The organism is Streptomyces nymphaeiformis (assembly GCF_014203895.1).
GTDB classification, from domain to species: Bacteria; Actinomycetota; Actinomycetes; order Streptomycetales; family Streptomycetaceae; genus Streptomyces; species Streptomyces nymphaeiformis.
This window is the reverse complement of the sequence record NZ_JACHJY010000003.1, coordinates 154,761-179,678: the sequence shown is the minus strand read 5'-3', so window position 1 is coordinate 179,678 and position 24,918 is coordinate 154,761. Positions and strand designations below refer to the sequence as shown.

Genomic DNA, 24,918 nt, shown 5'->3' with positions numbered 1-24,918 from the left:
CGGAAGGACCGCCCCATGACCTCGCTCGCCCTCGCCCAGCGTTCGCTCGCCGATCCGTCCGTACGCCACCCGCTGTGGCCTCCGCTCACCCGGGGCTGCCCGGTCACGTCCACCGAGGACGTGGCGTACCCCCTCGACATCGACTACGACTACGACCGGGTCCCCGCCGACCTGTTCAAGGGCCCGGCCGCCCACGGCCTGGAACGGTGGGCCCCACTGCTCCCGCCCCTCGCCGCGCCCGGCCTCGGCGAGGGGAACACGCCCCTGGTCGAACTCCCCGACGGCGTCTGGATCAAGGACGAGTCCCGCAACCCCACCTGGAGCCACAAGGACCGGCTCAACCGGGTCGCCGTCAGCGCCGCCGTCGCCTCGGGCGCGCGGGGCGTCGTCGTCTCCTCGTCGGGCAACCACGGGGCCGCGGCCGCCGCCTACGCGGCCCGCGCCGGTCTGCCGTGCGCCGTCTTCACCTCCCCGTACGCCCCGCCCGCCGTCGCCTCCCACCTCCGCGCCTACGGGGCGACGGTGCTGACCGTCCCGTACGAGTCCGTACGCCCGCTGATGCGCCGCATCGTGGACGAGCTCGGCTTCCAGAGCGTCAGCAGCGTCACCGACACCGCCCACACCGGGCACCCCTTCGGGCCCGAGGGCTACAAGACGATCGCGTACGAGATCGCGCTCGACCTCGGGCGCGCGCCGGCGGAGGTGCACCTCCCCTGCGGATACGGCGAGTTGCTCTTCGGGGTGGCCAAGGGCTTCCAGGAGCTCGCGCGGCTGGGCGTCACCGACTCCGTGCCCCGTGTGTACGCGGTGGAGCCCGCAGCGGCCGGTGCCCTCACCGAGGCCCTGCGCACCGGCCGGCCCGTGGCCCGCGTGCCCGTCGGTCCGACCACCGCGTACGCCATCGACTGCGAGATCAACAGCTACCGGGGCGTCCTCGCCGTCCGCACGACCGGAGGCGGCGCACGCGCGGTGACGGACGATCAGATGGCGTCCGCACGAGCGGAGTTGGCGGCACAGGGCATCTGGTGCGAGACCTCCTCCGCCGCCGGCCTCGCCGGCCTCCGCGCCCAGGGGCCCCGCGAGACCGGAGGACCGGTGGTGTGCGTCGTCACCTCCAGCGGCTACAAGGACGTCGCCACGGCGAAGGAGACCTTCGCGCCGACGGCCCCGGACTGGGATCCGATCAAGGAGGCCCTGACCTCCACGCGACCGTCCTGACGCCGGGTTCCGGCCCGGGCCTGAGATGATGGGAGACGTGACCGTCTCCCCGCACCCCGCCCACCACGTCGGCCCGCTCGTCACCGCGCGGCTGGTGCTGCGGCGCGTCCGGAGCGGGGACGTGGCCGCCGTGACGCGGCTGTGGACCGACCCGCTCGTGCGGCAGCACCTCGGTGGTCCCGTCATCGAGTCGGTCGTCCGGATCCGGCAGCGGCGGATCGTGGGGGCGCCCGGGTTCCACGCGGTCGTCAGGGCCGAGGACGGTGTCCTCGTCGGTCTGGTCACGGTGGAGGACGGCGCGCGGAACGGGGAGACGGAGGTCTCGTACCAGTTCCTGCCCGAGCACTGGGGGCAGGGGTACGCGCGCGAGGCGGTGGACGCGGTCGTCGCCCGCGTCCTGGAGGGCGCGCCGAGCGTGGTCGCGCTCACGCAGGAGGCGAACCATCCCTCGCGGCGACTCCTGGAGGCCGTCGGTTTCGAGCACGCGGAGTCGTTCGTGGAGTGGGACGCCCGCCAGGTGCTCTACCGGCGGCGCGCCTGATCGGTGTCCCGTCAGGGACGCCTTCCCGCGGCCGGTGCCGCCACCGCCCGTTCCCGTCGCGCCGCCCGGGTCTTCGCGGTGCGGGCCTGCCAGAGGCTGAGGATCACCAGGTAGCGGTCGGTCTTCCCCAGGGCCTCGAAGGCCTCCGCGGCCCTCGGCTCCGCCGCCAGGGCCGCCGCCAGGTCGTCCGGGACCGTCGCGTCCTTCTGGGAGGGGTACGCGGCCTCCCACCGGCCGTCGGCCTGCGCCGCCCGCACCTCGGCGAGGCCCGGCTCCCGCATCCGGCCGGCGGCGGTCAGCGCCTCGACCTGGCGCACGTTGACCCGGGACCAGAGGCTGCGGGGCCGGCGCGGGGTGATCTTCTGGAGGTGGCTCCGCTCGTCGCGGGCCATGCGCTTGCCGGTGATCCAGCCGTACGCGAGCGTGCCGTCGAGGATCTCCTCCGCGCTGGGCGAGGCGAGGTCCGAGTCCTTGCGGGCGAGCAGCAGCCAGATGCCCGGGGTGTCCCCGTGGTGCTCGTCCAGCCAGGCCTCCAGTTCCTCCCCGCCGCTGAACGCCATGACCGAGAGCCCCTCGACCGTCTCCATCGGATCGTTTCCTTCCCGCCGTCGGACGTCCCCGGGGCCACGATAGGAGGCCGGCGGCACGTACGATCTGCGGATCGTCCCCAGGGCACCCGTACACCCGTTTCCAGGTCGTCCCCTAGGAGTTCCGTCCCATGTCCTTCCTGGTGATCGGCGAGTGCGTCGCCGACATCGTCCGCGCCCCCGAAGGATCCGGCGCCGCCGACCGCGTGCACCCGGGCGGCAGCCCCGCCAACGTCGCCTACGGCCTCGCGCGCCTCGGCCGGGACGTCATGCTGCTCACGCAGCTCGCCGACGACGCCGACGGGCGGCTGATCGCGGACCACCTGAAGGGCGCGGGGGTACGGGTGGAGGTCGGCGGCGTTCCCGTACGGACCCCGTCGGCGGCCGTCGGGCTCGACGCGCACGGCCGGGCCACGTACACCTTCGACATCGCCTGGACGCTGGAGAGCGGCGCACCGCCGGCCGAGGCGCCGACGCACGTGCACATCGGCTCGATCGCCGCCGTCACCGCTCCCGGCGCGGCCACCGTCCTCGCCGAGGTCGAGCGGCTGCGCGACCGGGCCACGGTCAGCTACGACCCGAACGTGCGGCCCGCGTTGATGGGGGACCACGCCGAGGCCGTCGCACGCGTCGAGCGCTGTGTCGCGCTGAGCGACGTGGTGAAGGCGAGCGACGAGGACCTGGCCTGGCTGTACCCCGGGGCGGAGCCGCACGAGGTCGCCGCCCGCTGGCGGGCCCTCGGCCCGGCCGTCGTCCTGATCACCCGGGGCGCGGCCGGCTCGACCGTCTTCACCGGGCGGGAGACGATCACCGCGGAGGCGCCGCCGGTCACCGTCGTCGACACCGTCGGCGCGGGCGACTCCTTCATGTCCGCCGTACTCGACGTCCTCGCCGGGCGCGGGCGGGAGACCCTCGCCGGGCTCGGTGCCGAGTATCTCGCGCGGCTGCTGCGCAGAGCGACCGCGGCGGCGGCCGTCACCGTCTCCCGGGCCGGCGCCCAGCCCCCCGACCGGGCCGAACTGGACGCTGCCGGGGAGCGGTTCACCGTCAGGTCCGCGCGTGTGAGGTGATGTCCGCGGCGAACTGCTCGACCATCTCCGGCGTGACCGTCGGCCGGCACTCGGCGATGGCCTCCAGGTAGTCGGCCGTGCTCGCGCCGGGCGCCGGAGCGTCCCCGCCACGGCCGCCGACCGCGACCAGGTCCCGCTCGAAGGAGGCCTGGGCGGCGATCCGCGCCGCGTGCTCGATGTCGGCGGGGGTGAACAGCTCGCTCGCGAGGACCAGTTCGTCGATGTCGACGTCCGTCCGGCCGTCGGTGTAGCGGGCCCAGATCGCCGCCCGCGCCGCCTTGTCCGGCGTACCGATCGGGATGAGGTAGTCGAAGCGTCCGGGCCGCAGGAACGCCGGGTCGAGGGAGCGGATCGAGTTGGTCGCGCAGACGAGCAGCCGCTCGTCCCGCTCCCGGAAGCCCGGTATCAGCTTCAGGAGTTCGTTCGTCACCCCGTGCATCCCGCCCGGCTGGGCGGGCTCCGAGCGGACCGGGGCGATCTCCTCGACCTCGTCGATGAAGACCAGGACCCGCTCCAGCTCGGCGATCCGCGCGAACGCGGACCGCAGCGCGGCGGCGAGGTTCCCCTCGTCGGCGAGGCGGGACGGCAGGATCTCCACGAAGGGCCAGCCGAGCCGGGAGGCGATGCCCCGCGCGAACGTGGTCTTCCCGGTGCCGGGCGGGCCGAACAGGCAGACCGCGCGCGGCGGCCGCACGCCGTGCCGGTTGGCCCGCTCCGGCTCGGCCAGGGGCAGCACCACACGGCGCTCGATCAGGTCCTTCTCCCGCTCCATGCCGGCCACCTTCGCCCACAGGTCGCCGGGGAGCAGCCGCCCGCCCAGGTCGTCGAGGAGCCCGGCGGCGGGGCCGTGCAGCGGCTCCACCTTCTCGAAGTACGCGACGGCCGGCTGGCGCGTGTACCCGGCGTTCAGCAGGCCCTCGCCGAGGAGCTCCTCCTCCGGCAGGACGTACGCGATGCGCCCGACGCGGGCCGCGACGAGCCGCCGCTCCAGCTCCACGAGCAGGGCGCTGGCGAGGCCGCGGCCCCGCCACGCCGAGGAGATCGCGATCCGCATGACCCAGGCCCGCTCGCCGGAGACGCAGGCGAGCGCCGCACCGATGGGGGCGCCCTGGTGCACGGCGACCACGGCCGGTTGGCGGGTGGTGAGGGCGCCGATGCACTCGGCGAGCGAGAAGACGGACTCCTGCCCGAGTTCGGCGGTGGTGTCGATCAGATGGACGACGGCCGCGAGATCGCTCTCGCGGTAGTCGTGGATGTGCCAGTTCACCGGTGGTACCGCCCCTCGTTCGCTGTGTTGCGGCGAGGCTAGGCGGAGCGCTGGGGCGAGGGCCTGCGCCGCCGTGCACAAGGCGGCGCGTCCCATCGCTCCGTACCGGCTCTATGCAGCGGCCGGAACCGCCTTCGGGTCCGGGCCGTAGGCGTTCTGCCGCTGCTCGCCCTCGGTGGCGAGGAAGACGATCAGGACGATGCAGCCGACCAGCGGAACGAGGGCGATGAGGAGCCACCAGCCGGAGCGGCCGGTGTCGTGCAGACGGCGGGTCATCACGCCCAGGTGCGGCAGGAACACGGCCAGGAAGTAGACCGCCCAAAGGAGCGGGAAGGTGCCGATCGCCAGGTCGATCGCCACGACGACGACGACCGCGATCGCGTTGACCAGGAAGAACATCCAGTGTTCCGTGCGGCGCGCACGGCCGCTGAACACCGCGTACTTCTTGAGCACGTCGAGATACCAGTTCACTTTGTCCCCCGAGGACTGGGTGTACGAGCGGGAGGCCGGCCCTGTGGGGCAGGCCGACGAAGAACCTATGCGGCGGAAAGCACGGGGGTCAATCGGTTCTCGGACGTCCGCGGTTCACGCGCGGAAGGTGCGTCGACGCGGTGAACGGCGGCACCTCCGGGAGAGGAGATGCCGCCGTTCCGGGGAGAGGATCGACGAAGGTCCGGGAGTCGGACGATCAGAACGTCACGTCCGCCTCTTGGTCATGAGAATTCCGCCGGCCGTGAGGGAGAACAGGCAGACGCACGCGCCGGTGATCACGTTGCTGAGCACCGTGCCCGTGTCAGGGTGCCGCGAGACCACCCACGGCGCGACGATCAGCCACGCGCCCAGGAGCAGGACGACGAAGTTCAGGTCCTGCGACCGTTCGGGAGCCATCGACATGCACAGGCCGAGCCCCGCGAGAGCGATGCCGACGACCAGGTTGGTGATGGCCAGCTCCGGTCGGGCGGCGGAGAAGTGGACCGTCCAGGCGGAGATCGCGGCCCATAGACCGGCGAGGATCACGAGCTCCTCGACGGCCGCGACACCTCTCGTCTGGAGCATGCGGGCATAACGGTCCCGCATTTCCGACGCATCGGGGTGTCCCGCGATATCACCGGGACGGTGGGAGAGGTCGGCCATGTGACTCGCCTCCTTCTGGCGTCCTGCATGTCTGGCCGCACTGCGGCAATTGCGCCGCTGCTTCATTGTGCTCTTATCTGGCCTTTATGTGTAGGTCTGTCCGGTGGGGATGTGCACAGAAAAGGAGTCGTGGATGTGCGTGGATCCGCCAAAAGGTCATTTCCGGTCAATGAAAATTCAGCGCAAAGTCGAGCCGTTCTTCGCATCGCTATGCACATGGCCCCGGGCGGTGGCCGTGACCGCTCCGGCGTAGCCTGGAAAAGGACTCGGGGACCGGATCTTTCCACCGCCCGGGAGTGCGCGATGGCCGGCATCGTACGGAAGAGCTTCGACTCGGCGGACGAGACGCGTCCCTTCGAGGACGGCAAGGGCAGGCTCGACCTGCTCATCGGCGACGGTGGCTCGGTGGGCCGGGCCGTCTTCGAGCCGGGCTGGCAGTGGTCCAAGCACGTCAAGCCCATCGCCGGCACCGACAGCTGCCAGGCGTCGCACGTCGGATACGTGATCAGCGGCCGGATGAAGGTCGTCATGGACGACGGTGAGACGACGGAGTTCGGGGCGGGCGACTACATGGAGGTCAAGCCCGGCCACGACGCCTGGGTCCTCGGCGACGAGCCCTGCGTGGCCCTCGACTGGCTGGGCTTCACGGACTACGCCGTGCCGCAGTCCTGACGGTCTCTCCGCTCGGCGGCGCCGCGGGGCGGGACGGTGTTCGCGTGAACGTCCGGCCAGTGAGGCCTATCCGTACGCGTCCGTGACGCAGTCGGCGGCGCAGCGCCAGTGCTCGAACCTGCGGCGGAGCGCCGCCGCCGCGTGTGGCCGCTCCACGTCCGCGTGGCCGTACCGCTCCTCGGCCGTCCGCATCACCGCCGTGACGGTGACGATCGCCGGCTCGCCCTCGCCGGCGGACCGGCGGGCCTCCGCGATCACGTGGTCGGCCGCCCGCTGGAGGTCCCGGGCGTACTCCCGCTGGGCGACGGTCCGCGCCCGTGAGGCGGCGAAGGGCCGTACGGCCCGGCCCTTCCAGATCGCCCCGGCGGCCATGAGGCCCGCTCCGGACAGGAACAGGAGCGCCCAGCCCACGGCGCCGGCGTCCCACTTCATCGCCGCCGCCTTCCCCTGGCCCAGCGTGTTCATCCCGAGCCTCCGAGTCTAGGGGCCGCCGCTTCCGCTGGGGGATCTCGCGCGCCAGCCTCCCGACACAGAGGATTGACACGTGTAAGCAGGCGGTGACAGGCTCGGGCTCCGGCCCCGTGTGCCCGCGCAGAAGGAGCAGCACTCCATGAGCACCACCGTCACCACCGACCGAGGACCCGTGCGCGGCGAGCGCCGTGCGGACGGGACCCTGCGTTTCCTGGGCATCCCTTATGCGCAGCCGCCCGTCGGCGACCTCCGTTTCGCGGCCCCCGTGCCGCCGGAGGCCTGGTCGGAGCCGCTGGACGCGACGGCGTACGGGCCGACCGCGCAGAAGCGGCCGTTCGCGGACGTCACGACGATCCCGGAGCCGTCGATCCCGGGCACCGGGGTGCTGAACCTGAACGTGTTCACGCCGGCGGCGGACCCGGAGGCCGGTCTGCCGGTCCTGGTCTGGATCCACGGCGGCGGGTACGTGGCGGGCTCGGCGGCGAGCCCCTGGTACGACGGTGCCGCCTTCAACCGGGACGGCGTCGTGGTCGTCTCCGTCGGCTACCGCCTCGGGATCGAGGGCTTCCTGCACCTGGAGGGCGCACCGGACAACCGCGGCGTACGGGACTGGATCGCGGCCCTGGAGTGGGTGCGGGACAACATCGCGGCCTTCGGCGGCGACCCGGCGAAGGTCACGGTCGCCGGCCAGTCGGCGGGCGGCGGCGCCGTGCAGACGCTGCTCGCGGTCCCCTCGGCGCAGGGCCTGTTCCGGGGCGCGCTCTCCGTCTCGGGCGCGGTCCTGCGGCCCGACGGCCCCGAGGTCGCCCGCGCGGCGGCCCGGCTGTTCACGTCACGCACCGGCGTCCCGGCCACGGCCGCCGCTCTGCGCGACCTGACCGACGACGAACTCCTCGACCTCCAGGACCTGATGTCCGCACCGGGCCCGGACCGCGAGGGCCTGCCGCCGATGCTGGCCCTCGCCCCCTTCGCGGACGGCGAGCTGATCCCCGTACCCGTCCTGGACGCCCTGACGACGGGTGAGGCCGGCGCGGACGTACCGCTGATGCTCGGCTTCACCGCGGACGAGTTCACGATGATTCCCGGACCCGGCCCGGACGCACCGCCGCTGCCCGTCCTGCTCGGCGGGCTCGGCCTGGACGCGGCCGGGGCGGACGCCTTCACCGAGGAGTACGCGGAGGCCGGCGAGGAGCGGTACTTCGGGCAGGCGCTGACCGACACGGTCTTCCGCGCCCCGAACCTCGCCGTCGCGGACGCCCGCGCCGCGCGGGAACGGCCCACCTGGTTCTACGAGTTCCGCTGGCGCTCGCCGGGTCTCGGGCTCGCGTTCCACTGCCTGGACCTGCCCTTCGCCTTCGACCTCCTCGACGCCGAGGGCGTCGCGGCCGTCGCCGGCGACGAGCCGCCGCGCGCGCTCGCCGACACCCTGCACCGGGCCTGGGTCGGCTTCGTCACCGACCAGGACCCGGGCGCCGACTGGCCGCGCTACACCGCCGCCGAGCGCGCCACGATGATCTGGGACGCGGAGTCCCGGGTCGCCTCGGACCCGGTGCACCGCGTCCGCGACATCTGGCTCGGCTGAGCCGCCGGGCCGCGCCAGGGCCTGTCCGGCCTGAGGGGGACGGACAGGCCCTGGCGTCCGCAGGCGTTCACCCTGACCACAGGCCGGGCGGCGGATGGCCCGCAGTCCATCCCCGTCCTGCGGATCCGCGCCCACCTGCGTAAGCGCCGTATCAAGGCGGTCATCCCGGAGGAGAAGGGCTCCAGAGATGGCCGACCCGTCAGCCACGACGCCGGTCTCCACAAGGAGCGGAACACCGTCGAACGCCTGATCAACGAGCTCAAGGCATGGCGAGGCATCGCCACCCGATACGACAAGACTCCCGACGGCTACCTCGCCGGTCTCCACCCGCGCGCCTCGATGATCTGGATCAAGGACCTCACCAGGACCACCCGATGATCACGACTCGATATGTCCCTGGGTGACGCGCTGAGGTGCCGGACGCCAAGGGCGGGCAGGAGTTGAGTCAACGGTCAGCCAGCCGTGGACGCGGAGCCTCACCCGTGGATTCCGCGTCGGTGTCGTCGGTGCCGACCGGGCCGCGGGGAAGCGTCCGGTCCAGCCACTTCGGCAGCCACCAGTTGGTCCGGCCGAGGAGTGTCATGGTCGCCGGTACCAGCACCATGCGTACGACCGTGGCGTCGATGAAGATCGCGGTGGCCAGACCGAGCCCGAACATCTTGGTGGAGGGATCGTCGGCGACGGCGAAGGACAGGAAGACCGCCACCATGATGAGGGCGGCCGAGGTGATGATCCGGGCGGTGCGCGAGACGCCCTCGACGATCGCCGTGCCGTTGTCGCCGGTGCGCAGGTACTCCTCGCGTACGCGGGAGAGGAGGAACACCTCGTAGTCCATCGACAGGCCGAACAGGATGGCGAAGAGGAACATCGGGATGAACGACACGATCGGAACCGTCGCCTCCAGTCCGATGAGTGCGCCTCCCCAGCCCCACTGGAAGACCGCGACCATGATGCCGTAGGCCGCGCCGATGCTCAGCAGATTCAGCAGGACCGCCTTGAGCGGTACGAGGACCGAGCGGAAGATCAGCATCAGCAGCAGGAACGACATCGCCAGCACGGCGGCGACGAACACCGGCAGACGTTCGCTGGTGCGTCGGCCCACATCGGACAGGCTCGCTGCGGCCCCGCCGACGTGCGCCGTGGCCGGGCCGTGCCCGATCGCCGCGGGCAGCACCTCGGCGCGCAGCCGGGCGATGGTGTCGGCCGTGGCCTCGTCCTGAGGGCTGGTGGTCGGGAACACCACGAGGGTCGCGACGCCGGTGGCCCGATCGATGCGCGCCGGCGCGACGGACGCGATCCCCGGATCCGCCGCGACCCCCGCGACGAGACGGTCCACCACTCCCGGATCACCGGCGGGGTCCGCGGCGATGACGAGGGGACCGTTGGTGCCCGGGCCGAATCCCTCGGCGACGAGTTCGTAGGCCCGGCGCTCGGTACGGCTCTGCGGCAGTGAGCCGTCGTCGGGCAGGCCGACGCGCAGGCCGAGCACGGGCAGCGTCGCCGTCATCAGCAGCGCCACGGCGCCGACCGCGTACGGCACCGGGTGCCGGCCGACGTGGCCGAGCCAGCGCCGCCACCCGACGGCGGGGACGGCGCCCGCCGCCGTGTCCCGTCGTCGGCCGAGGCGGCCCGGCCGCCCGGCCCGAAGTGCCCGGCCGATCCGGCCGATCCGGCCGGGCCGGCCCAGCCGCGGGCCGGCCGCGCCGAGGAAGGCCGGCAGCAGCGTCACCGACGCGAGCACCATCGTCAGGACGACGATCGAGACGGCAACCCCGCCCACCGTCATGAACGGCACGTTCGCGACCGCCAGGCCGAGGATCGACACGACGACGGTGCCGCCGGCGAAGACCACCGGCCGCCCCGCCGTTGCCACCGCTCGTCCGGCCGCCTCCTGCGGATCGAGCCCGCACGCGAGGTACTCCCGGTGCCTGGCGAGCACGAACAGCGCGTAGTCGATGCCCACTCCGAGCCCGACCATGCTGCCCAGGACCGGTGCGAAGGTGGGGACCTCCGTCACCCCCGCCAGTACCGTCATCGTGGCGACCCCGACGGTCAGCCCGAAGACCGCCATGCCGATCGGCAGCGCGGCGGCGACGAGCGAACCGAACGCCAGGAACAGGATCGCGGCCGCGGCGAGGAGGCCGATCAGCTCGCTCGCGCCGCCGTCGGGGTCGGAGAAGGCGTAGAAGAGGTTGCCGCCCATCTCGATGCGCAGCGGCAGCTCGGCGCGCAGCCGGTCGCCGAGAGCGACGAGGGCGTCGAGGTCTTCGGCCGACAGCCGGCTCTGGTCGGGGTACTGCACCCGGACGACCGCGATCCGCCCGTCGGCCGAAACGAGGCCGCCGCGCACGGCGGTGTCCCCGCCCGCGTCGAGCGCCCCCGCCGGGTCGCTCGTGCCGAGCACGTGCGGCAGCCGCTGCACCTCGGCCCGCAGCCGCGTGAGAGCGGTGCGCGCGCCGTCGTCGTCGAAGAACGTCGCACCGTCGTCGAGGGGGGTGACGACCACTTGGGCGGTCATCCCCTCCTGGCCGGTGCCTGCCCGCTCGATCAGTTCCGCGGCCCGTCGGGAGTCCAGTCCCGGAGCGGTCATCGAGTCCGCGGTCCGCCCGCCGATGGCGACGGCGGCGAGGACGGCGAGCGTGGCGGCGAGCAGCCATGACGCGATCACCCGCCAGGGATGGCGGGCGGCGCTTGCGCCCAGGCGCAACAGGGCTTTCGAGAGCATCGGGTCCTCCAACCACCTCGTCGGCCGTCCTTGTACGGCCGCCGATGCCGAGGCTCGTCGCCACGGCGCTCCGCGGCATCGGCCCGCGGGCCGCGGATCCGTCGGCCCCGGGGCGGAGCGACGACCCGTCCTTTCGGCCGATGCGCGGCACGCCGCGGTCCCTAGGCTGAGAACCGTGCTCCGAGACGACCTGCGAACCCTGTGGACCGAACCCCGGCCGCCCGACGCGCCCGCCCGGGTGCGGCGGGACTGGGCGCTGCTCGCCGCGGGCCTTGCCGGTGTGGCGCTGGAGGCCACCCTGCGCGAGGACGTCGTGTGGCGGCCGGTGGCGGTGGTGTTCACCGTATGGCTGTGCCTGCTGCCCCTGTGGCGCCGGACCCGCCCGCTGGCGATGGTGACGCTGGCGTTCGGTTCGGTGATCCTGCTTCCGGTGGCCTCGCTCGTCGCCGCACCGCGCGAGCCCGTCGGCCTGTACACCGGCGCGGTCGTGCTCGTGCTGGTGTACGCGCTGCCCCGGTGGGGATCGGGACGCGAGATCGTGCTGGGCGGCGCGGTGATCCTCGCGGCCGACGCGCTGTGTGTCGTCACGGACGGGACCCCGGTCGTCGAAAAGGCCGTGGGCTTCGTCTTCCTGCTGCTGCCCGGCGTGGTCGGGGCTGCCGTGCGGTTCCGGGTGACCGCTCGCGAGCGGCAGTTGGAGCAGGTGCGCTCCCGCGAGCGCGAGCAGCTCGCCCGGGAACTGCACGACACGGTGGCCCACCACGTGTCGGCCATGGTGATCATCGCCCAGGCGGGCCGGGTGCTCGCGGGCGCCGACCCGTCCGCCGCCGTCGAGGCGTTGGAGGGGGTCGAGGAGGAAGGGGCGCGCACGCTGGAGGAAATGCGCGCCATGGTCGCCGCGCTGCGCGACCGCGGGGTCGGCGCCGAGCTGGCGCCGCCTGCCGGTGTCGCGGATCTGGAGCGCCTGGTGCGCACCCCGGGTGGTCGCCTCAGGGTCGACCTGGGGCTCGACGGCGAACTGGACGCGCTGCCCCCGGCCGTGGACGCGGCCGTCTACCGGATCGTGCAGGAGTCGGTGACCAACGCGCTGCGCCATGCGGTCGACGCGACCGAGCTCGTCGTCCGGGTCGCCGCGGAACGGCACACGGTACGGGTGAGCGTGCGCGACAACGGCCGGCGCACCGGCCGGGGTCGCGACGGATACGGACTTACCGGACTTCGCGAGCGCGCGACCCTGCTCGGCGGCACACTACGAGCCGGCCCGGGTACCGACCGGGGCTGGCATGTCGAAGCCGAACTGCCGAGAGCGAGGATCGAGAGCGGTGTCCATTCGCGTCCTCGTCGCTGACGACCAGACGATCATCCGCACCGGGTTGCGGATCATGCTGAACGCCCAGCCCGGCATCGAGGTGGTCGGCGAGGCCGCCGACGGGCGGGAAGCGGTACGTCTGGCCCGCGAACTACGCCCCGACGTCTGCCTGTTCGACATCCGCATGCCCGTACTCGACGGGCTCGGGGCCACCCGGCTGGTCGCCGGCCCGGGCGTCGCCGACCCGCTGGCCGTGGTCGTCATCACCACGTTCGACCTCGACGAGTACGTCTACGGCGCGCTGCGTGCCGGCGCCCGCGGATTCCTCCTCAAGGACACGGGACCAGACCTTCTGGCCCAGGCCGTACGGTCGGCGTCCGACGGCGAGGCGCTCATCGCGCCCAGCGTCACCGTCCGTCTGCTCCAGGCATTCGCGGACCTGCCCGCCGGCCGGCCCGTGGTCCAGCCGGTCTCACCCGTCACCGCCCGCGAGGAGCAGGTGCTCCTCGCCGTCGCTCGCGGGCTGACCAACACCGAGATCGCCGATGCCCTGCACATCAGCCTCAGCACGGTGAAGACGCATCTGGCCAGCCTGATGGCCAAACTCGGCGCCCGCAACCGGGTCGAGATCGCGATGTGGGCCTACGAAACGCGTCGTATCCTCCCCGGAACCTGAGCCGGCTGCCGGGCCGTGTCCCAGAGACACCCGATACGGACAAGACTCCCGACAGCTACCCCGCCGGTCTCCACCCGCGCGCCTCGATGATCTGGATCAAAGACCTCACCAGGACCACCCGATGATCACGACTCGGTACGCGCCCTAGTCGCCGGTCGTCCCGTCGAGCAGTTCGCGCAGGATGTCCAGATGGCCGTTGTGGCGGGCCGTCTCCTCGGTGAGGTGGAGGAGGATCCAGCGCAGGTCGACGTGGAGGCCGCCACGGACGGGGCGCTTCGCCCGGGCGTCCAGGTCGCTGCCGGCGACCAGTTCGCGGTAGCGGGCGCTCTGACCGGCGTACTCGTCGAGCAGCTGCGCGAGCGGGAAGTCGACGGCGATGCGCATCTCGCGGTCGGGGTCCTCATCGGTCCAGGGCCCCTCGTCCTCCTCGCCGAGGAAGACCATCTGGAACCAGTAGTACTCGACCCAGCGGAGATGGTTGATCAGCCCGCTCACGGTCATCAGCGGGGAGCCCGGCAGGAGCGCCTTGCGGGCGTTCTCCTCGGAGAGGCCCTCGCACTTGACGCGGACGGTGTCACGGGCGTAGTCGAGGAACGTGGTGAGCTGGGTGCGCTCGTCCCACGCGGGCGGTGTGTCGTCGATTCTGGTCATCGCGCGAAGCGTCCCCGATCACCGCGACCGCTGTCGAGTCAATTACCGACCCGTCACCCCCTAGCATCGGACCCAGCCCGCCGCGCCCACCGGGGCCCGCCGAACGGACGGATCGGAACGCCAGATGCTCGAGGACTTCGCCGACCTCTCCACGCCGCTCGTCGCCGACGCCTGCGTACGGCTCGGGGAACCCCTGCGGGCCGCGCCCGCCGGGATCCTGCCCGTCGTCACAGGGCAGCGCGTCGCCGGCCGGGTGCTGCCGGCCCGCCACTACGGAAGCGTCGACGTCTTCCTGGAGGCCTTCACGCACGCCGCGCCCGGGGACGTCCTCGTCATCGACAACGGCGGCCGCCGCGACGAGGCCTGCATCGGGGACCTCGCCGTCCTGGAGGCGGAAGCGGCCGGCGTCGCCGGGCTCGTCGTCTGGGGACTGCACCGCGACACCCCGGACCTGGTCGAGATCGGACTGCCCGTCTTCTCGTACGGACGCCACGCCCCCGGCCCCGTACGCCTCGACGACCGCGACCCCGACGCGCTGACCGCCGCGCGGTTCGGCGACCACGAGGTCACCGCCGCCGACGTGGTGTTCGGCGACGAGGACGGCGTGCTCTTCGTACCGGCCGACCGCGTGGAACCCGTCCTGGAGACCGCCCGGTCCCTCTTCCGCACCGAGCGGGAACAGGCGCGCCGGATCAGGGCGGGGGAGACCCTCCGCGCGCAGACCCGCTTCGACGAGTACCTCACGGGCCGCACCGAGGACCCCTCGTACACCTTCCGCCGCCACCTGCGCCGGATCGGCGGCGCGATCGAGGAGTGAGCGCGCGGGTCAGCCCTCGAAGCCGACCGTGCCGTCCGGCAGGAGCGCCTCCACGCGTGCGCCGTGCTCCACCGTCCGGCTCACCGTGCAGAACTTCTCGTGCGTCAGGCGCACCCCTCGGGCGAACACCTCGGCCGCCTTCGGGTTGTTGTCCGGCAGGTCGAACTCGTAGCTCACCCGGATCCGGCCCAAGCGGCCGCCGTCCTCGGGGCCCGAGACCGACTCCACCACGATCCGCAGGTCGTCGTGGTCCACCGCGCGGGCCGTGCGGTCGATGACGAGGCCGCCGCAGCCGCCCATCGCCGCGAGCAGCAACTCGACCGGCGTGAACGAGGGCTGCGCGTCCGCGTCGTCGGCGGCGGCCATCCGGACCTCCGCGCCCCGGTCGTTGCGGGCGGTCCAGTTGCGGTACCCGGTGCGGACGGTCTCGATCCGGTAGTCGGCCATGGCGGCGGGGCTCCTTCGTTCACGTGCGTGTCCTCGTACCGTACGCGTTGGGGGTGTACGGAGCCTCAGATGCCCCGCGCGTGTGCGTGGGCGCGGACGACCTCGCCCCACGCGTCCGACACCGCTCCCCAGACCGCCCGGAGTTCCGGCTCCGCCTCCCGCACCGACGCCACCGCGCCCGCCGGGTCTCCGCCCGCCGAGCTCAGCAGGCCGCCGTCCCCGGCCGCCCACGCCGCCACCGTGTCCGCGCCCGCCTCGGGATGGAACTGCACCACTCAGCCCGCGCTCCCCACCCGGAACGCCTGGTAGGCGCAGTCGTCACCGGCCAGCAGCGGCACCTCCCCGGCCACGGCCTCCCGGACGAGCACGGCGGGCCCCGCCACATCGGTCTGCTTCATCTGCGCCTCCACGGTCTGCCACCGGAGCGCCCGGGGGCCTTCGCTCTGCCGAGGATCGCTGGTGGAGGGCCGGTGCGGGAGCCCTGGAGAGCGCGTACCCGATCACGTCTGAGTAGCGCGGTACGGGCGGCTGAGTACGCCGACCGATACGGCGCCCGCCGCCCGCTGATGGACTGGGGTCATGACCTTCGACGCCCGGCGCGCCCGCCGCCTCCAGCACGTCACCGCCACCGGCACGGCCCTCGCGGTGGCCCTCGGCCCGCTGGTCATCGGCGCGCTCTTCGCCAAGTCGGTGGGCGGGGACCCGATGGTCTCCGTCAACGCCCTGATCGCGGGCGGCGGCCAGCGCGCCCGGATCTCCCGCGCCCAGCTCCGGACCGGAGCCCGGCTCCGCAGTGGTGCGCGTCTGCGGAGTCGCGGGGCCGTTGTGCGACCCGGCTCCGTCGTGCGGCCCCGCTCAGGCGCCCGGCTTGCGCGTCAGGAGGAAGCCCTGCGGCGTCTTCTCCCCGGCGTCCGGCTCCCGTACCAGCCGGGCCGACTCGACGAGACCCGCCGCCGTCAGCAGGGACGCCAGCCGGTCGGGTGACCAGCGGTACACGTCGAGGTCCACCTCGTGCCCGTACGCCCGCTCGAGACGGACCCGCTCGTCACCCACCTTGAAGGCGACGAGGGCGTATCCGCCCGGTGCGAGGACCCGGTGGAACTCGGCGAAGGAGGACGCGAGTTCGTCCTCGGGCATGTGCACCGTCGAGTACCAGGAGAGGACCCCGCCGAGCGAGGCGCCGGGCAGGTCGAGCGCCGTCATGGACCCCACCTCGAAGCGCAGCCCCGGGTGGCCGTCCCGGGCGACCGCGATCATCCCCGGCGACAGGTCCACGCCGAAGACCTCGGCGCCGAGGTCGCGCAGATGGGAGGTGACCCGGCCCGTCCCGCACCCCAGGTCGCCGATCACGCGCGGCCCGTCCACGGCCGCCACCCTCTCCGCGAAGCCGGAGAGCACCGCCCGGTCCAGCGGAGTCGTCTCCAACCGGCCGGCGAGCAGCCGCTCGTAGTCGGCGGCGACGGTGTCGTAGGAGCGGCGGGTGGCGGTGACGTGCGCGGCTTCGGTCATGCGGTGACCCTACGGCGGCGTTTCCCTCGCGGTGTCCCCGCAGGACGTCCGCACAAGACGTCCACGCCGAACGGCTCCCGGAGGGCCCGGACATGCGCGATGATCGTCGCCTCTGAGGATACCCGGGAGTAGCAAGCCGGGTTCATGGCGAAAGGGCACACCGAATGGCGAGGCGGCACCCCGTGCGGGACGACGACCACACGAGCGGCACCGAGGGCGGAGGGCCCGGCATCGGCCGGCGGCGGTTCCTCGGATACGTCCTGGCCGCGCCCACCCTCACGGTCGCCGCCCAGCTCGGTGCCGAGGCCCTCGCCCCGCGCGAGGCCGCCGCGGCGACGCCCGCGCTCATCCCCTCGCTGCCGGGTCCGGCCGAACTCCTCGACCTCAACGAGCTGCTCACGATCGCGGCGCTGCCCACCAGCAACCTCATCACCATCCGCGTCGACGCCGACGGCACGGCCCACTTCGCCCTGCCCCGCGCCGAGGTCGGCCAGGGCGTCACCACCTCCAGCGCCATGATCGTCGCGGAGGAACTCGACCTGCCCCTGGACAAGGTGAAGGTCACCCTCGCCGACGCCCGCCCCGAGCTGCTCTTCAACCAGCTCACCGGCGGCTCCAACACCACCTACTCCACCTACACCCCCATCCGGGTCGCCGCCGCCCTCGCCCGGGGACGGCTGCTCCACGCCGCCTCCGTCGTCCTCGGCCAGGCCGTCGAGACCCTCACCACGAAGGCCGGCGCCGTCGTCTCCCCGGCCGGCGCGCTGCTCGGTTACGGCGAACTGGCCGTGAAGGCCGCCGCCGTCACCGACGCGGCCGTCGAGGTCACGCTCAAGGACGCGGGCGACTTCCGCGTCATCGGCACCGGGCAGCGCCGGATGGACGCCCTCGAAGCGGTCACCGGGCGCAAGAAGTTCGCCATGGACCTCCAGGTCCCGGACGCGCTGCCCACCATGATCTGCCGCCCGCCGACGATCAACGGAACGGTCCGCTCGGTGGCCAACCTCGACGAGGTGCGGGCCATGCCCGGCATCACCGACGTCGTCACCGTCTCCACCGGCGTCGCCGTCCGCGGCCGCACCTTCGGCCAGTGCGTCGACGCCGTCCGCGCCCTCCGTGTCGACTGGGGGCCCGGCACGGCCGAGGGCGCCTCCGACGCCACGATCCTGGAGAAGCTCCGCCGGGCCGAACTCCCGCTGGTGGTCCCGCCGCTGCCGCTCCTCACCAAGGCCGTCGACGCCCGCTTCACCTTCCACTTCGCCAGCAACGCCGCCCTGGAGACCAACTGCGCCATCGCGGACGTGCGGAAGGACTCGGCGGAGATCTGGGCCTCGCTCAAGTCGCCGATCGTCGCCCAGGAGCAGATCGCCCTCAAGCTCGGCCTGCCGCCCACCGCCGTCCGCGTCCACGTCACGGAGGGCGGCGGCTCCTTCGGCCGCAAGTTGTTCTCCGACGCCGCCCACGAGGCCGCCGAGGTCTCCAAGGCCCTCGGCAAGCCCGTGAAGCTGATGTGGCACCGTACCGACGACTTCCGCCAGGGCCGTACGCACCCGATGTCCACCTCCCGGGTCCGGGCCACGTACTCGCTCGGCGAGATCCTCACGTACGAGCAGCGCCACACCTCCGTGGCCACCGACTTCGGGCACGGCATCGGCGAGGTCCTGACGGCGGAGGCGGCCCGGCTGCCCGTCGCCGACGCCACCTTCTCCGAGACGATGTTCCAGCTCACCCAGATCAGCCCGTACCACCTCGGCGTCACCACCCAGCTGCTCGCCGAGACCGACAAGGGCTTCAACACCGGTTCCATGCGGAACATCTACTCGCCCAACGTCCGCTGCGCCCAGGAACTCGTCCTGGACGAACTGGCCGAGCGGACGGGCCAGGACCGGTACCGGATGCGGCGCAAGCTGCTCAAGGACGGGCGGGCCCGCGCCGTCCTCGACAAGGTCGCCGAGGTGGGGCAGTGGGGCCGGAGCATGCCGGCCGGCACGGGCCAGGGCATCGCCGTCCACACCGAGTACCACTCCGCCGTCGCGATCCTCGCCGAGATCGACTGCCGCCCCGAGACCACCGGACGGAAGATCCCGGGCGCGTACACCGGGCCGCGCGTGACCAAGGTGGTCTGCGCCGTGGACGTCGGCCTCGCGGTCAACCCGCGCGGCCTGGAGGCCCAGATGATGGGCGGCATCGCCGACGGCATCGCCATCACCCTGACGTCCGGACTCCACCTGAGCGACGGGCACTTCCTCGAGGGCAGCTGGGACCAGTACTTCTACACCCGGCAGTGGAACACCCCGCCCGAGCTGGAGATCATCGTCATGCCGCCGAGCGGCGACAAGCCGGGCGGCGCGGGGGAGCTGGCGGTCGCCGGCGCCATGGCCGCCGTCGCCTGCGCCTACGGCCGGGCCACCGGCACGATGCCGACGGTCTTCCCCGTCAACCACGCCGAGCCGCTCGCCTTCACGCCCCTGCCGACCGTCCCGCCCGTCCCGGCCTCGCCCACCGACGGCCGCGACCGCACCATCTGAGACCTGGAGCCCCCGTGCCGCAGCACACCTTCATCCTGAACGGCAAGGCCGTCACCGCCGACGTCGAGGGCGACGTCCGGCTCCTCTGGGTCCTCCGGGACGTCCTCGGCGTCACCGGCCCCAAGTACGGCTGCGGGGTCGGCGTCTGCCGGGCCTGTACGAGCCACCTCAACGGCAAGGCGTTCACCCCCTGCGCCGTGCGCGTCGACGACGTCGCCCCGACTGACGAGATCACCACCATCGAGGGCCTCCCGGACACCGTCGGCGCCGAACTCCACCCGATGCAGGAGGCCTGGCTCGACCTCGACGTCGCCCAGTGCGGCTTCTGCCAGCCGGGCCAGATCATGGCGGCGGTCGCCACCGTCCGCAAGGCGCGCGAGGCCGGCCGCGAGGTCACCGAGGCCGACCTCGACACCATCCGCAACATCTGCCGGTGCGGCACCTACCACCGCATCCGGCAGGCCGTCCTGGAGGGCGCCCGCCGGATGGAATGACGACGGGGGAGCGGCGCCGCCGTCGTGCTCAGGGGGCCGACTGGAGGAGGGCCAGCGTCGACTCCAGCTCCTGCCGGGTCAGCCGGGCGGCCTCCTCCGGGTCGCCCGCCTCCACCGCCCGTACGACCTCGGCATGGGCGTCCTCGCCGTGCCGCAGGTCGGTGCCCCGCAGCCCGAGCAGGTCGAGCAGGTCGATCAGGCCCTCGCGGAGCACCGGCGCGAACTCCCCGAACAGGTCGGTCAGGACGGGGTTGCGCGCCGCCGCCACGATCGCCGCGTGCAGGGCGATGTCGGCGTCGACGAAACCCGCGTCGTCGAGCGCGGCCGCCGCCCGCCGCCCGTCGAGGGCTTCCCGCATCGCCGTCACGTCCTCCTCGGTGCGGCGCCGAGCCGCGAGCCGCGCCGCCTCGACCTCGACCAGCATCCGCACCTCGTACACGTCCGTCACCGCCGCCCGGCGCAGGCGGGCCGGCCAGTCCTCCGTCGGCCGGGTCGCGATCACGAAGACGCCCGCGCCCTGCCGGGGCTGGACGAGCCCCGCGCCCGCGAGGGCCCGCAGCGCCTCGCGGACCGTGGAGCGGCCCACGCCCAGCTCCTTGGCGAGCGTCGTCTCGCCGGGGAGCTTCGTGCCGACCGGCCAGTGGCCCCGGACGATCTGCTCGCGCAGCCGCTCGGCGGCCTGTTCGACCAGGGGGCTGGGACGCAGGGCGCCGAGCGGCATGGGGGTCACCTGATTCTCTTGGGTCTCTGGGCGGAATTCTCCGGACGGAATCCTCCGGACGGCTGGTCCGGACGATCCCTGCAATCCACTGATCTCCGCAATCCACTGATCTCCACAATCTACTCGAACTTGTCTGAGGAGTACTTGTCTGAGGAGCTGAGGAGTGGTTACGGTACCCGCCATGATCCGCAATCCCCAGCGCCCCGGCCCCATGCCGTACCACCGCTACCGACCGTTCCAGGACCGCGTCCACGTCCCCGAGCTCGACCGCCGCTGGCCTTCCGCACGCCTGGAGCGCGCCCCGCTCTGGGTCCCCGTCGACCTCCGCGACGGCAACCAGGCGCTCGTCGAGCCCATGGACACCGACCGCAAGCACCGCTTCTTCGAGCTCCTCGTCCGCACCGGCTTCAAGGAGATCGAGGTCGGCTACCCCTCCGCCAGCCGCGCCGACTTCGACTTCGTCCGCCACCTCGCCGGACTCACCGCCTCCGGCGCCGTCCCCGAGGACGTCACCCCGGTCGTCTTCACCCCGGCCCGCCCCGAACTCATCGAGCGCACCTTCGCCTCCCTCGACGGGCTGCCCCGCGCCGTCGTCCACCTCTACATCGCGACCTCGCCGGTCTGGCGCGACACCGTCCTCGGCCGCGACCGCGCCGAGGTCCGGCGCACCGTCCGCGAGGCCGCCACGCTCATGGCACGGCTCGCCGAGGCCCGCCCCGGCGCCGACATCCGCTTCCAGTTCTCCCCGGAGACCTTCAACCTCACCGAGCCGGACTACGTCCTGGAGCTCTGCGACGGCCTCACCGAACTGTGGGACGCGAGCCCCGACCGGCCGGTCACCCACAACCTGCCCGCCACCGTCGAGATCTCCACCCCCAACGTGTACGCCGACCAGATCGAGTACGTGCACCGCCACCTCGCCCGCCGCGACTCCGTGATCCTCTCCGTCCACCCCCACAACGACCGCGGCACCGGAGTGGCCTGCGCCGAACTCGCCGTCCTCGCCGGCGCCCAGCGCGTCGAGGGCTGCCTCTTCGGCAACGGCGAACGGACCGGCAACGTCGACCTCGTGACCCTCGCCCTCAACCTCTACGCCCAGGGCGTCGACCCCATGCTCGACCTCTCCGACATCGACGCCGTCCGCGAGGTCGTCGAGCACTGCAACCGGATCCCCGTCCACCCCCGCCACCCCTACGCGGGCGACCTCGTTCACACCGCCTTCTCCGGCACCCACCAGGACGCCATCAGCAAGGGCCTCGCCCGGCACGCCGAGGACGCCGCCGAGGCCGGGATCCCGCCGGAGCTCGCCCCCTGGAACGTGCCCTACCTGCCCCTCGACCCCGCCGACCTCGGCCGCGGCTACGAGGCCGTCATCCGCGTCAACTCCCAGTCGGGCAAGGGCGGAGTCGCCCACCTGCTCCGCACCCACCACGGCCTCGACCTGCCGGAGCGGATGCGCCCGGACGTCTCCCGGGCCGTGCAGGCAGTGACCGACGACAGCGGCCGCGAGGCCACCCCCGACGACCTCCACGCGCTCTTCCGGACCGCCTACCTGGAGCCCGGCCGGGGCGCCGGCCGAGTCGCCCTGGAGTCCTGGAGCACCGACGGCGACGCGGCGGGCGGCCACCGCTTCAGCTGCGTCCTGCGCGTCGGCGACCGCACCGCGCCGGTGGAGGGCAAGGGCAACGGACCGCTCTCCGCCCTGGCCGACGCCCTCACCCGGGCCGGAGTCCCCGGCACCGTCGACGTACTCGACTTCGCCGAGCACGCCGTCACCGGCGGCAGCACGGGCGAGGCCGCCGCCTACGCCGAATGCCGGGTGGGGGAGCGCACGGCCTGGGGCGCGGGCCTGGACACCTCCGTCCTCACCGCCTCGGTGCAGGCCGTCCTGTCCGCCGTGAACCGGGCGTACGCGGCGTGAGGCAGCCCCTGCAGCCGGGCCCGCCCCTGTATCCGGCCCCGCCCCCGACGCCCGTCCTCCGTGCCGAAGCCGTCTCCGTCGTCCGCGAGGGGAACCCCCTCCTGAGCGACATCGCGCTCACGGTCCGGCCCGGGGAACACTGGGCGCTCCTCGGGGCCAACGGCGCCGGGAAGACCACCCTCCTCGGCCTGCTCGGCGCGCAGGCCCATCCGACCCGCGGCCGGGTCGAAGTCCTCGGCCGCCGACTCGGCCGGGTCGACCTCCGTGAACTGCGCACAGCCATCGGTCACGTGACGCCGCGTCACCCGCTGCGCTCCGCGCTCGCCGTCCGCGACGTCGTCCTCACCGGGGCCGTCGGCTCCGTCGAACGGCCGCCCCGCTGGACCCCCACCCCCGAGCAGGAGGCGCGCGCGGACCGGCTGATCGCCACCCTCGGGCTCGCCGGGCGGCACACCGCCCGCTGGCCCACCCTCTCGCAGGGCGAGCGCGGCCGGGCCCTGATCGCCCGCGCCCTCATGCCCGCGCCCCGGCTCCTCCTGCTCGACGAGCCCGCCACCGGACTCGACCTGCCCGGCCGCGAACAGCTCCTCGACGCCCTCGACCTGCTCGGTGCCGAACACCCGGACCTCGCCACGGTCCTGGTGACCCATCACCTGGAGGAGCTGCCCTCCGGCACCACCCACGTCCTGCTCCTGCGCGAGGGGCGGGCCCTCGCCCGCGGACCCGTCGGCGAGGTGCTCACGGGGGAGCTGCTCGGCGCCTGCTTCGGCCTGCCCCTCGCCGTGGAGCGGCACGGCGGCCGCTACGCCGTACGCACCGCCCGCCCCGTACGGGCTACGCCCCGGCCGTCAACTTCTCCCGCACCACGTCGAGATACTCCGCCACCGCGTCCCGGTTCCGGGTGAGGCAGCGGATCCGGTCGGTCATCCGGTCCCGCTCGTTCTCCAGGGTCGCCAGCATCTCCGGGGTCGCGTCGGGGAAGTGGATGACCCTCGGCTTGTTCAGGCACGGGAGGATCTGCTTGATGATCCGGGTGGGCAGACCGGCGTCGAGCAGGCCCCGGATCTGCATCACCCGGTCGACGTTCGACCCGTCGTAGACGCGGTAGCCGTTCGGCAGCCGGTCCGCGACGATGAGCCCCTGCTCCTCGTAGTAGCGCAGGAGTCTGCGCGGTGTTCCGGTGCGCTCGGACAGCTCGCCGATCCGCATGGGAGGCCCCCTCCAGGGAATCGCTTGACCTTCACATCAATGTGAGGGTTCGAGCATACGGACATGACCCACGACACGACAGTGGCGGCCGGCCCCGCCACCCCCGCGCCCGCTTCCCCCGACCCCCGTCCCGCCTCCGGCCGGCTGCCCCTTCCGGCCCTTCTCGCCCTCGCCACCGCCGTCTTCGTCACCAGCCTCACCGAGACCCTCCCGGCCGGTGTCCTGCCCGGCATGAGCGCCGACCTCGGCGTCGGCGAGGCCGCCATGGGCCAGTCGGTCACCGGCTACGCCCTCGGGACGGCCCTCACGGCCGTCCCGCTGGCCGCCCGCACCGCCGGCTGGCGCCGCAAGCGCCTCCTGCTCACCTCGATGGCCGGCTTCGCCGCCGCCAACACGGTCACGGCCGTCTCCTCCTCGTACGCCCTCACCATGGGCGCCCGCTTCCTCGCCGGGGTCGCCGCCGGCGTCGCCTGGGCCCTGCTCGCCGGCTACGCCCGCCGCATCGCCCCGGCGCACCTCCAGGGCCGCGCGGTCGCCGTCGCGATGACCGGCATCCCGCTCGCGCTCTCCCTCGGCGTCCCCGCAGGCACCTTCCTCGGCGACGCCGTCGGCTGGCGCGCCGCCTTCACCGCCATGACCGTGATCGCCGTCGTCCTCCTCGGCTGGATCGCCCTCGCCGTCCCCGACCTGCCGGGCGAACCGCGCGGCGGGCGCGCCCCGGTCGCCCGCACCGTGAAGACCCCCGGCGTCCTCCCCGTCCTCGCCGTCACCTTCACCCTCGTCCTGGCCCACACCGTCCTCTACACCTACGTCGCCGCCTACCTCGACCACCTCGGCCTCGCCGGGTCCACCGGCCTCGTCCTGCTGGTCTTCGGCGGGGCCTCGCTCGTCGGGATCTGGTTCACGGGCCGTCACATCGACCGCAGGCTCCGGGCCCTGACCCTCGCCGGGGCGATCCTCTTCGCCGTCGCCGCGGCCGTCTTCGCCGTCCCGGCGGCGAGCGCCGCGCTGGTCCTCGTGGCCGCCGCGCTCTGGGGCCTGGGCTGGGGCGGCGCGCCCACCCTGCTGCAGACGGCCGTCGCCGAGGCGGGCGGGGACGACGCCGACACCGCGCAGACGATGCTGGTGAGCCTCTGGAACGCGGCCATGGCGGCGGGCGGTGTCGCGGGCGGCCTCCTCCTCGACGGGCTCGGCGCCGGAGCCCTTCCCTGGAGCGTCCTCCTGCTGCTCGTCCCGGTGGTCGTCGTCGTGACCGGCGCCCGCGCCCACGGCTTCCCGGCCCGCGGATGAGGAAGACCCCGGATACGAAGGGCCCGGACACGACAACCCCAGGCGCGAAGGCCCCGGATGACGGAAGCCCTGGATGTAC

General features: G+C 73.3%; 26 protein-coding genes and 1 pseudogene. 14 read left to right on the top strand and 13 right to left on the bottom strand.

What is annotated here, in order from left to right; genetic code table 11:
• Nucleotides 1-15: 15 nt before the first annotated feature.
• Nucleotides 16-1,218 carry a threonine synthase gene (locus GGE06_RS11070; protein ID WP_184930710.1) on the top strand — a complete coding sequence of 401 codons (1,203 nt, stop codon included), beginning with the start codon at nt 16-18 and terminating at the stop codon, nt 1,216-1,218.
• Nucleotides 1,219-1,255: 37 nt separating this feature from the next.
• Nucleotides 1,256-1,759, top strand: a complete 504-nt coding sequence (locus tag GGE06_RS11065; protein ID WP_312883096.1) for a GNAT family N-acetyltransferase — start codon at nt 1,256-1,258, stop codon at nt 1,757-1,759.
• Nucleotides 1,760-1,770: 11 nt separating this feature from the next.
• Here GGE06_RS11065 and GGE06_RS11060 read toward each other — a convergent pair whose 3' ends face one another.
• Nucleotides 1,771-2,346: a YdeI/OmpD-associated family protein gene (locus GGE06_RS11060; RefSeq protein WP_184930709.1), complete on the bottom strand. Its 576-nt coding sequence runs from the start codon at nt 2,344-2,346 to the stop codon at nt 1,771-1,773.
• A 131-nt stretch (nt 2,347-2,477) separates the two neighbouring features.
• On the opposite strand from GGE06_RS11060, the gene GGE06_RS11055 reads away from it, so the two are divergent.
• Nucleotides 2,478-3,416 (top strand): carbohydrate kinase family protein, encoded by a 939-nt coding sequence (locus GGE06_RS11055; protein ID WP_116162979.1) that lies wholly within the window; start codon nt 2,478-2,480, stop codon nt 3,414-3,416.
• Here the strand turns inward: GGE06_RS11055 and GGE06_RS11050 are convergent.
• The 3 genes from GGE06_RS11050 to GGE06_RS11040 all read right to left on the bottom strand — a co-directional run bounded on the left by GGE06_RS11050 (nt 3,394) and on the right by GGE06_RS11040 (nt 5,739).
• Nucleotides 3,394-4,683, bottom strand: a complete 1,290-nt coding sequence (locus tag GGE06_RS11050) for an ATP-binding protein (protein WP_116162981.1) — start codon at nt 4,681-4,683, stop codon at nt 3,394-3,396. The genes GGE06_RS11055 and GGE06_RS11050 overlap by 23 nt on opposite strands.
• Nucleotides 4,684-4,794: 111 nt before the next feature.
• Complete coding sequence (locus tag GGE06_RS11045; protein WP_116162984.1) at nt 4,795-5,154, bottom strand: DUF805 domain-containing protein; 360 nt, start codon at nt 5,152-5,154, stop codon at nt 4,795-4,797.
• Between the two features lie 225 nt (nt 5,155-5,379).
• Nucleotides 5,380-5,739 (bottom strand): SPW repeat protein, encoded by a 360-nt coding sequence (locus GGE06_RS11040; protein WP_246532478.1) that lies wholly within the window; start codon nt 5,737-5,739, stop codon nt 5,380-5,382.
• Nucleotides 5,740-6,120: 381 nt separating this feature from the next.
• Between GGE06_RS11040 and GGE06_RS11035 the strand changes: the two genes are divergently transcribed.
• On the top strand, nt 6,121-6,489 hold the full coding sequence (locus tag GGE06_RS11035) for a cupin domain-containing protein (protein WP_116162989.1): 369 nt from the start codon (nt 6,121-6,123) through the stop codon (nt 6,487-6,489).
• A 66-nt stretch (nt 6,490-6,555) separates the two neighbouring features.
• Here GGE06_RS11035 and GGE06_RS11030 read toward each other — a convergent pair whose 3' ends face one another.
• The gene (locus GGE06_RS11030; protein WP_246532477.1) at nt 6,556-6,954 is read right to left on the bottom strand and encodes a hypothetical protein; all 399 of its coding nucleotides are present in this window, start codon (nt 6,952-6,954) and stop codon (nt 6,556-6,558) included.
• A gap of 145 nt (nt 6,955-7,099) precedes the next feature.
• Between GGE06_RS11030 and GGE06_RS11025 the strand changes: the two genes are divergently transcribed.
• Nucleotides 7,100-8,542, top strand: a complete 1,443-nt coding sequence (locus tag GGE06_RS11025; protein ID WP_184930708.1) for a carboxylesterase/lipase family protein — start codon at nt 7,100-7,102, stop codon at nt 8,540-8,542.
• Nucleotides 8,543-8,584: 42 nt separating this feature from the next.
• A pseudogene (locus tag GGE06_RS42450) lies at nt 8,585-8,920 on the top strand (transposase family protein); the annotation flags it as partial.
• A gap of 67 nt (nt 8,921-8,987) precedes the next feature.
• On the opposite strand, the gene GGE06_RS11015 reads toward GGE06_RS42450, so the two are convergent.
• A complete protein-coding gene (locus GGE06_RS11015; RefSeq protein ID WP_116165696.1) occupies nt 8,988-11,267 on the bottom strand; it encodes an MMPL family transporter in 2,280 nt (759 codons plus the stop codon).
• A gap of 175 nt (nt 11,268-11,442) precedes the next feature.
• On the opposite strand from GGE06_RS11015, the gene GGE06_RS11010 reads away from it, so the two are divergent.
• On the top strand, nt 11,443-12,615 hold the full coding sequence (locus GGE06_RS11010) for a sensor histidine kinase (protein WP_184930707.1): 1,173 nt from the start codon (nt 11,443-11,445) through the stop codon (nt 12,613-12,615).
• The gene (locus GGE06_RS11005; RefSeq protein WP_116162997.1) at nt 12,590-13,252 is read left to right on the top strand and encodes a response regulator; all 663 of its coding nucleotides are present in this window, start codon (nt 12,590-12,592) and stop codon (nt 13,250-13,252) included. The genes GGE06_RS11010 and GGE06_RS11005 overlap by 26 nt, the downstream gene beginning before the upstream one ends.
• Before the next feature lie 144 nt (nt 13,253-13,396).
• On the opposite strand, the gene GGE06_RS11000 is transcribed toward GGE06_RS11005, so the two are convergent.
• Nucleotides 13,397-13,903: a DinB family protein gene (locus tag GGE06_RS11000; protein WP_116163000.1), complete on the bottom strand. Its 507-nt coding sequence runs from the start codon at nt 13,901-13,903 to the stop codon at nt 13,397-13,399.
• A 124-nt stretch (nt 13,904-14,027) separates the two neighbouring features.
• Here GGE06_RS11000 and GGE06_RS10995 point away from each other — a divergent pair, with 124 nt between their 5' ends.
• Complete coding sequence (locus tag GGE06_RS10995; RefSeq protein WP_116163002.1) at nt 14,028-14,720, top strand: RraA family protein; 693 nt, start codon at nt 14,028-14,030, stop codon at nt 14,718-14,720.
• A 9-nt stretch (nt 14,721-14,729) separates the two neighbouring features.
• Here GGE06_RS10995 and GGE06_RS10990 read toward each other — a convergent pair whose 3' ends face one another.
• The 4 genes from GGE06_RS10990 to GGE06_RS10980 all read right to left on the bottom strand — a co-directional run bounded on the left by GGE06_RS10990 (nt 14,730) and on the right by GGE06_RS10980 (nt 16,676).
• Nucleotides 14,730-15,167 (bottom strand): OsmC family protein, encoded by a 438-nt coding sequence (locus tag GGE06_RS10990; protein WP_116163005.1) that lies wholly within the window; start codon nt 15,165-15,167, stop codon nt 14,730-14,732.
• Nucleotides 15,168-15,232: 65 nt separating this feature from the next.
• A complete protein-coding gene (locus GGE06_RS10985) occupies nt 15,233-15,442 on the bottom strand; it encodes a hypothetical protein (protein WP_116163007.1) in 210 nt (69 codons plus the stop codon).
• Nucleotides 15,443-15,565, bottom strand: coding sequence for a hypothetical protein (locus GGE06_RS43390; RefSeq protein ID WP_281402325.1), 123 nt, complete (start codon nt 15,563-15,565; stop codon nt 15,443-15,445). It lies immediately after the preceding gene.
• A gap of 457 nt (nt 15,566-16,022) precedes the next feature.
• Entirely contained in the window at nt 16,023-16,676 is a 654-nt protein-coding gene (locus GGE06_RS10980; RefSeq protein WP_116163009.1) for a class I SAM-dependent DNA methyltransferase, read from the bottom strand.
• Between the two features lie 164 nt (nt 16,677-16,840).
• Here GGE06_RS10980 and GGE06_RS10975 point away from each other — a divergent pair, with 164 nt between their 5' ends.
• Entirely contained in the window at nt 16,841-19,204 is a 2,364-nt protein-coding gene (locus GGE06_RS10975) for a molybdopterin cofactor-binding domain-containing protein (protein WP_184930706.1), read from the top strand.
• Between the two features lie 14 nt (nt 19,205-19,218).
• A complete protein-coding gene (locus GGE06_RS10970) occupies nt 19,219-19,698 on the top strand; it encodes a (2Fe-2S)-binding protein (RefSeq protein WP_116163013.1) in 480 nt (159 codons plus the stop codon).
• A gap of 28 nt (nt 19,699-19,726) precedes the next feature.
• Here the strand turns inward: GGE06_RS10970 and GGE06_RS10965 are convergent, their stop codons facing one another.
• Entirely contained in the window at nt 19,727-20,419 is a 693-nt protein-coding gene (locus tag GGE06_RS10965; protein WP_116163015.1) for a FadR/GntR family transcriptional regulator, read from the bottom strand.
• A gap of 181 nt (nt 20,420-20,600) precedes the next feature.
• Between GGE06_RS10965 and leuA the strand changes: the two genes are divergently transcribed.
• Both leuA and GGE06_RS10955 read left to right on the top strand, forming a co-directional pair.
• Nucleotides 20,601-22,340: a 2-isopropylmalate synthase gene (gene leuA / locus GGE06_RS10960; protein WP_184930705.1), complete on the top strand. Its 1,740-nt coding sequence runs from the start codon at nt 20,601-20,603 to the stop codon at nt 22,338-22,340.
• Complete coding sequence (locus tag GGE06_RS10955; RefSeq protein ID WP_312883095.1) at nt 22,337-23,245, top strand: ABC transporter ATP-binding protein; 909 nt, start codon at nt 22,337-22,339, stop codon at nt 23,243-23,245. Before leuA ends, GGE06_RS10955 begins: the two co-directional genes overlap by 4 nt.
• On the opposite strand, the gene GGE06_RS10950 is transcribed toward GGE06_RS10955, so the two are convergent.
• The gene (locus GGE06_RS10950) at nt 23,175-23,549 is read right to left on the bottom strand and encodes a MerR family transcriptional regulator (RefSeq protein WP_116163022.1); all 375 of its coding nucleotides are present in this window, start codon (nt 23,547-23,549) and stop codon (nt 23,175-23,177) included. The genes GGE06_RS10955 and GGE06_RS10950 overlap by 71 nt on opposite strands.
• Nucleotides 23,550-23,612: 63 nt before the next feature.
• Here GGE06_RS10950 and GGE06_RS10945 point away from each other — a divergent pair, with 63 nt between their 5' ends.
• Nucleotides 23,613-24,839 (top strand): MFS transporter, encoded by a 1,227-nt coding sequence (locus GGE06_RS10945; protein ID WP_184930703.1) that lies wholly within the window; start codon nt 23,613-23,615, stop codon nt 24,837-24,839.
• Nucleotides 24,840-24,918: the final 79 nt, after the last annotated feature.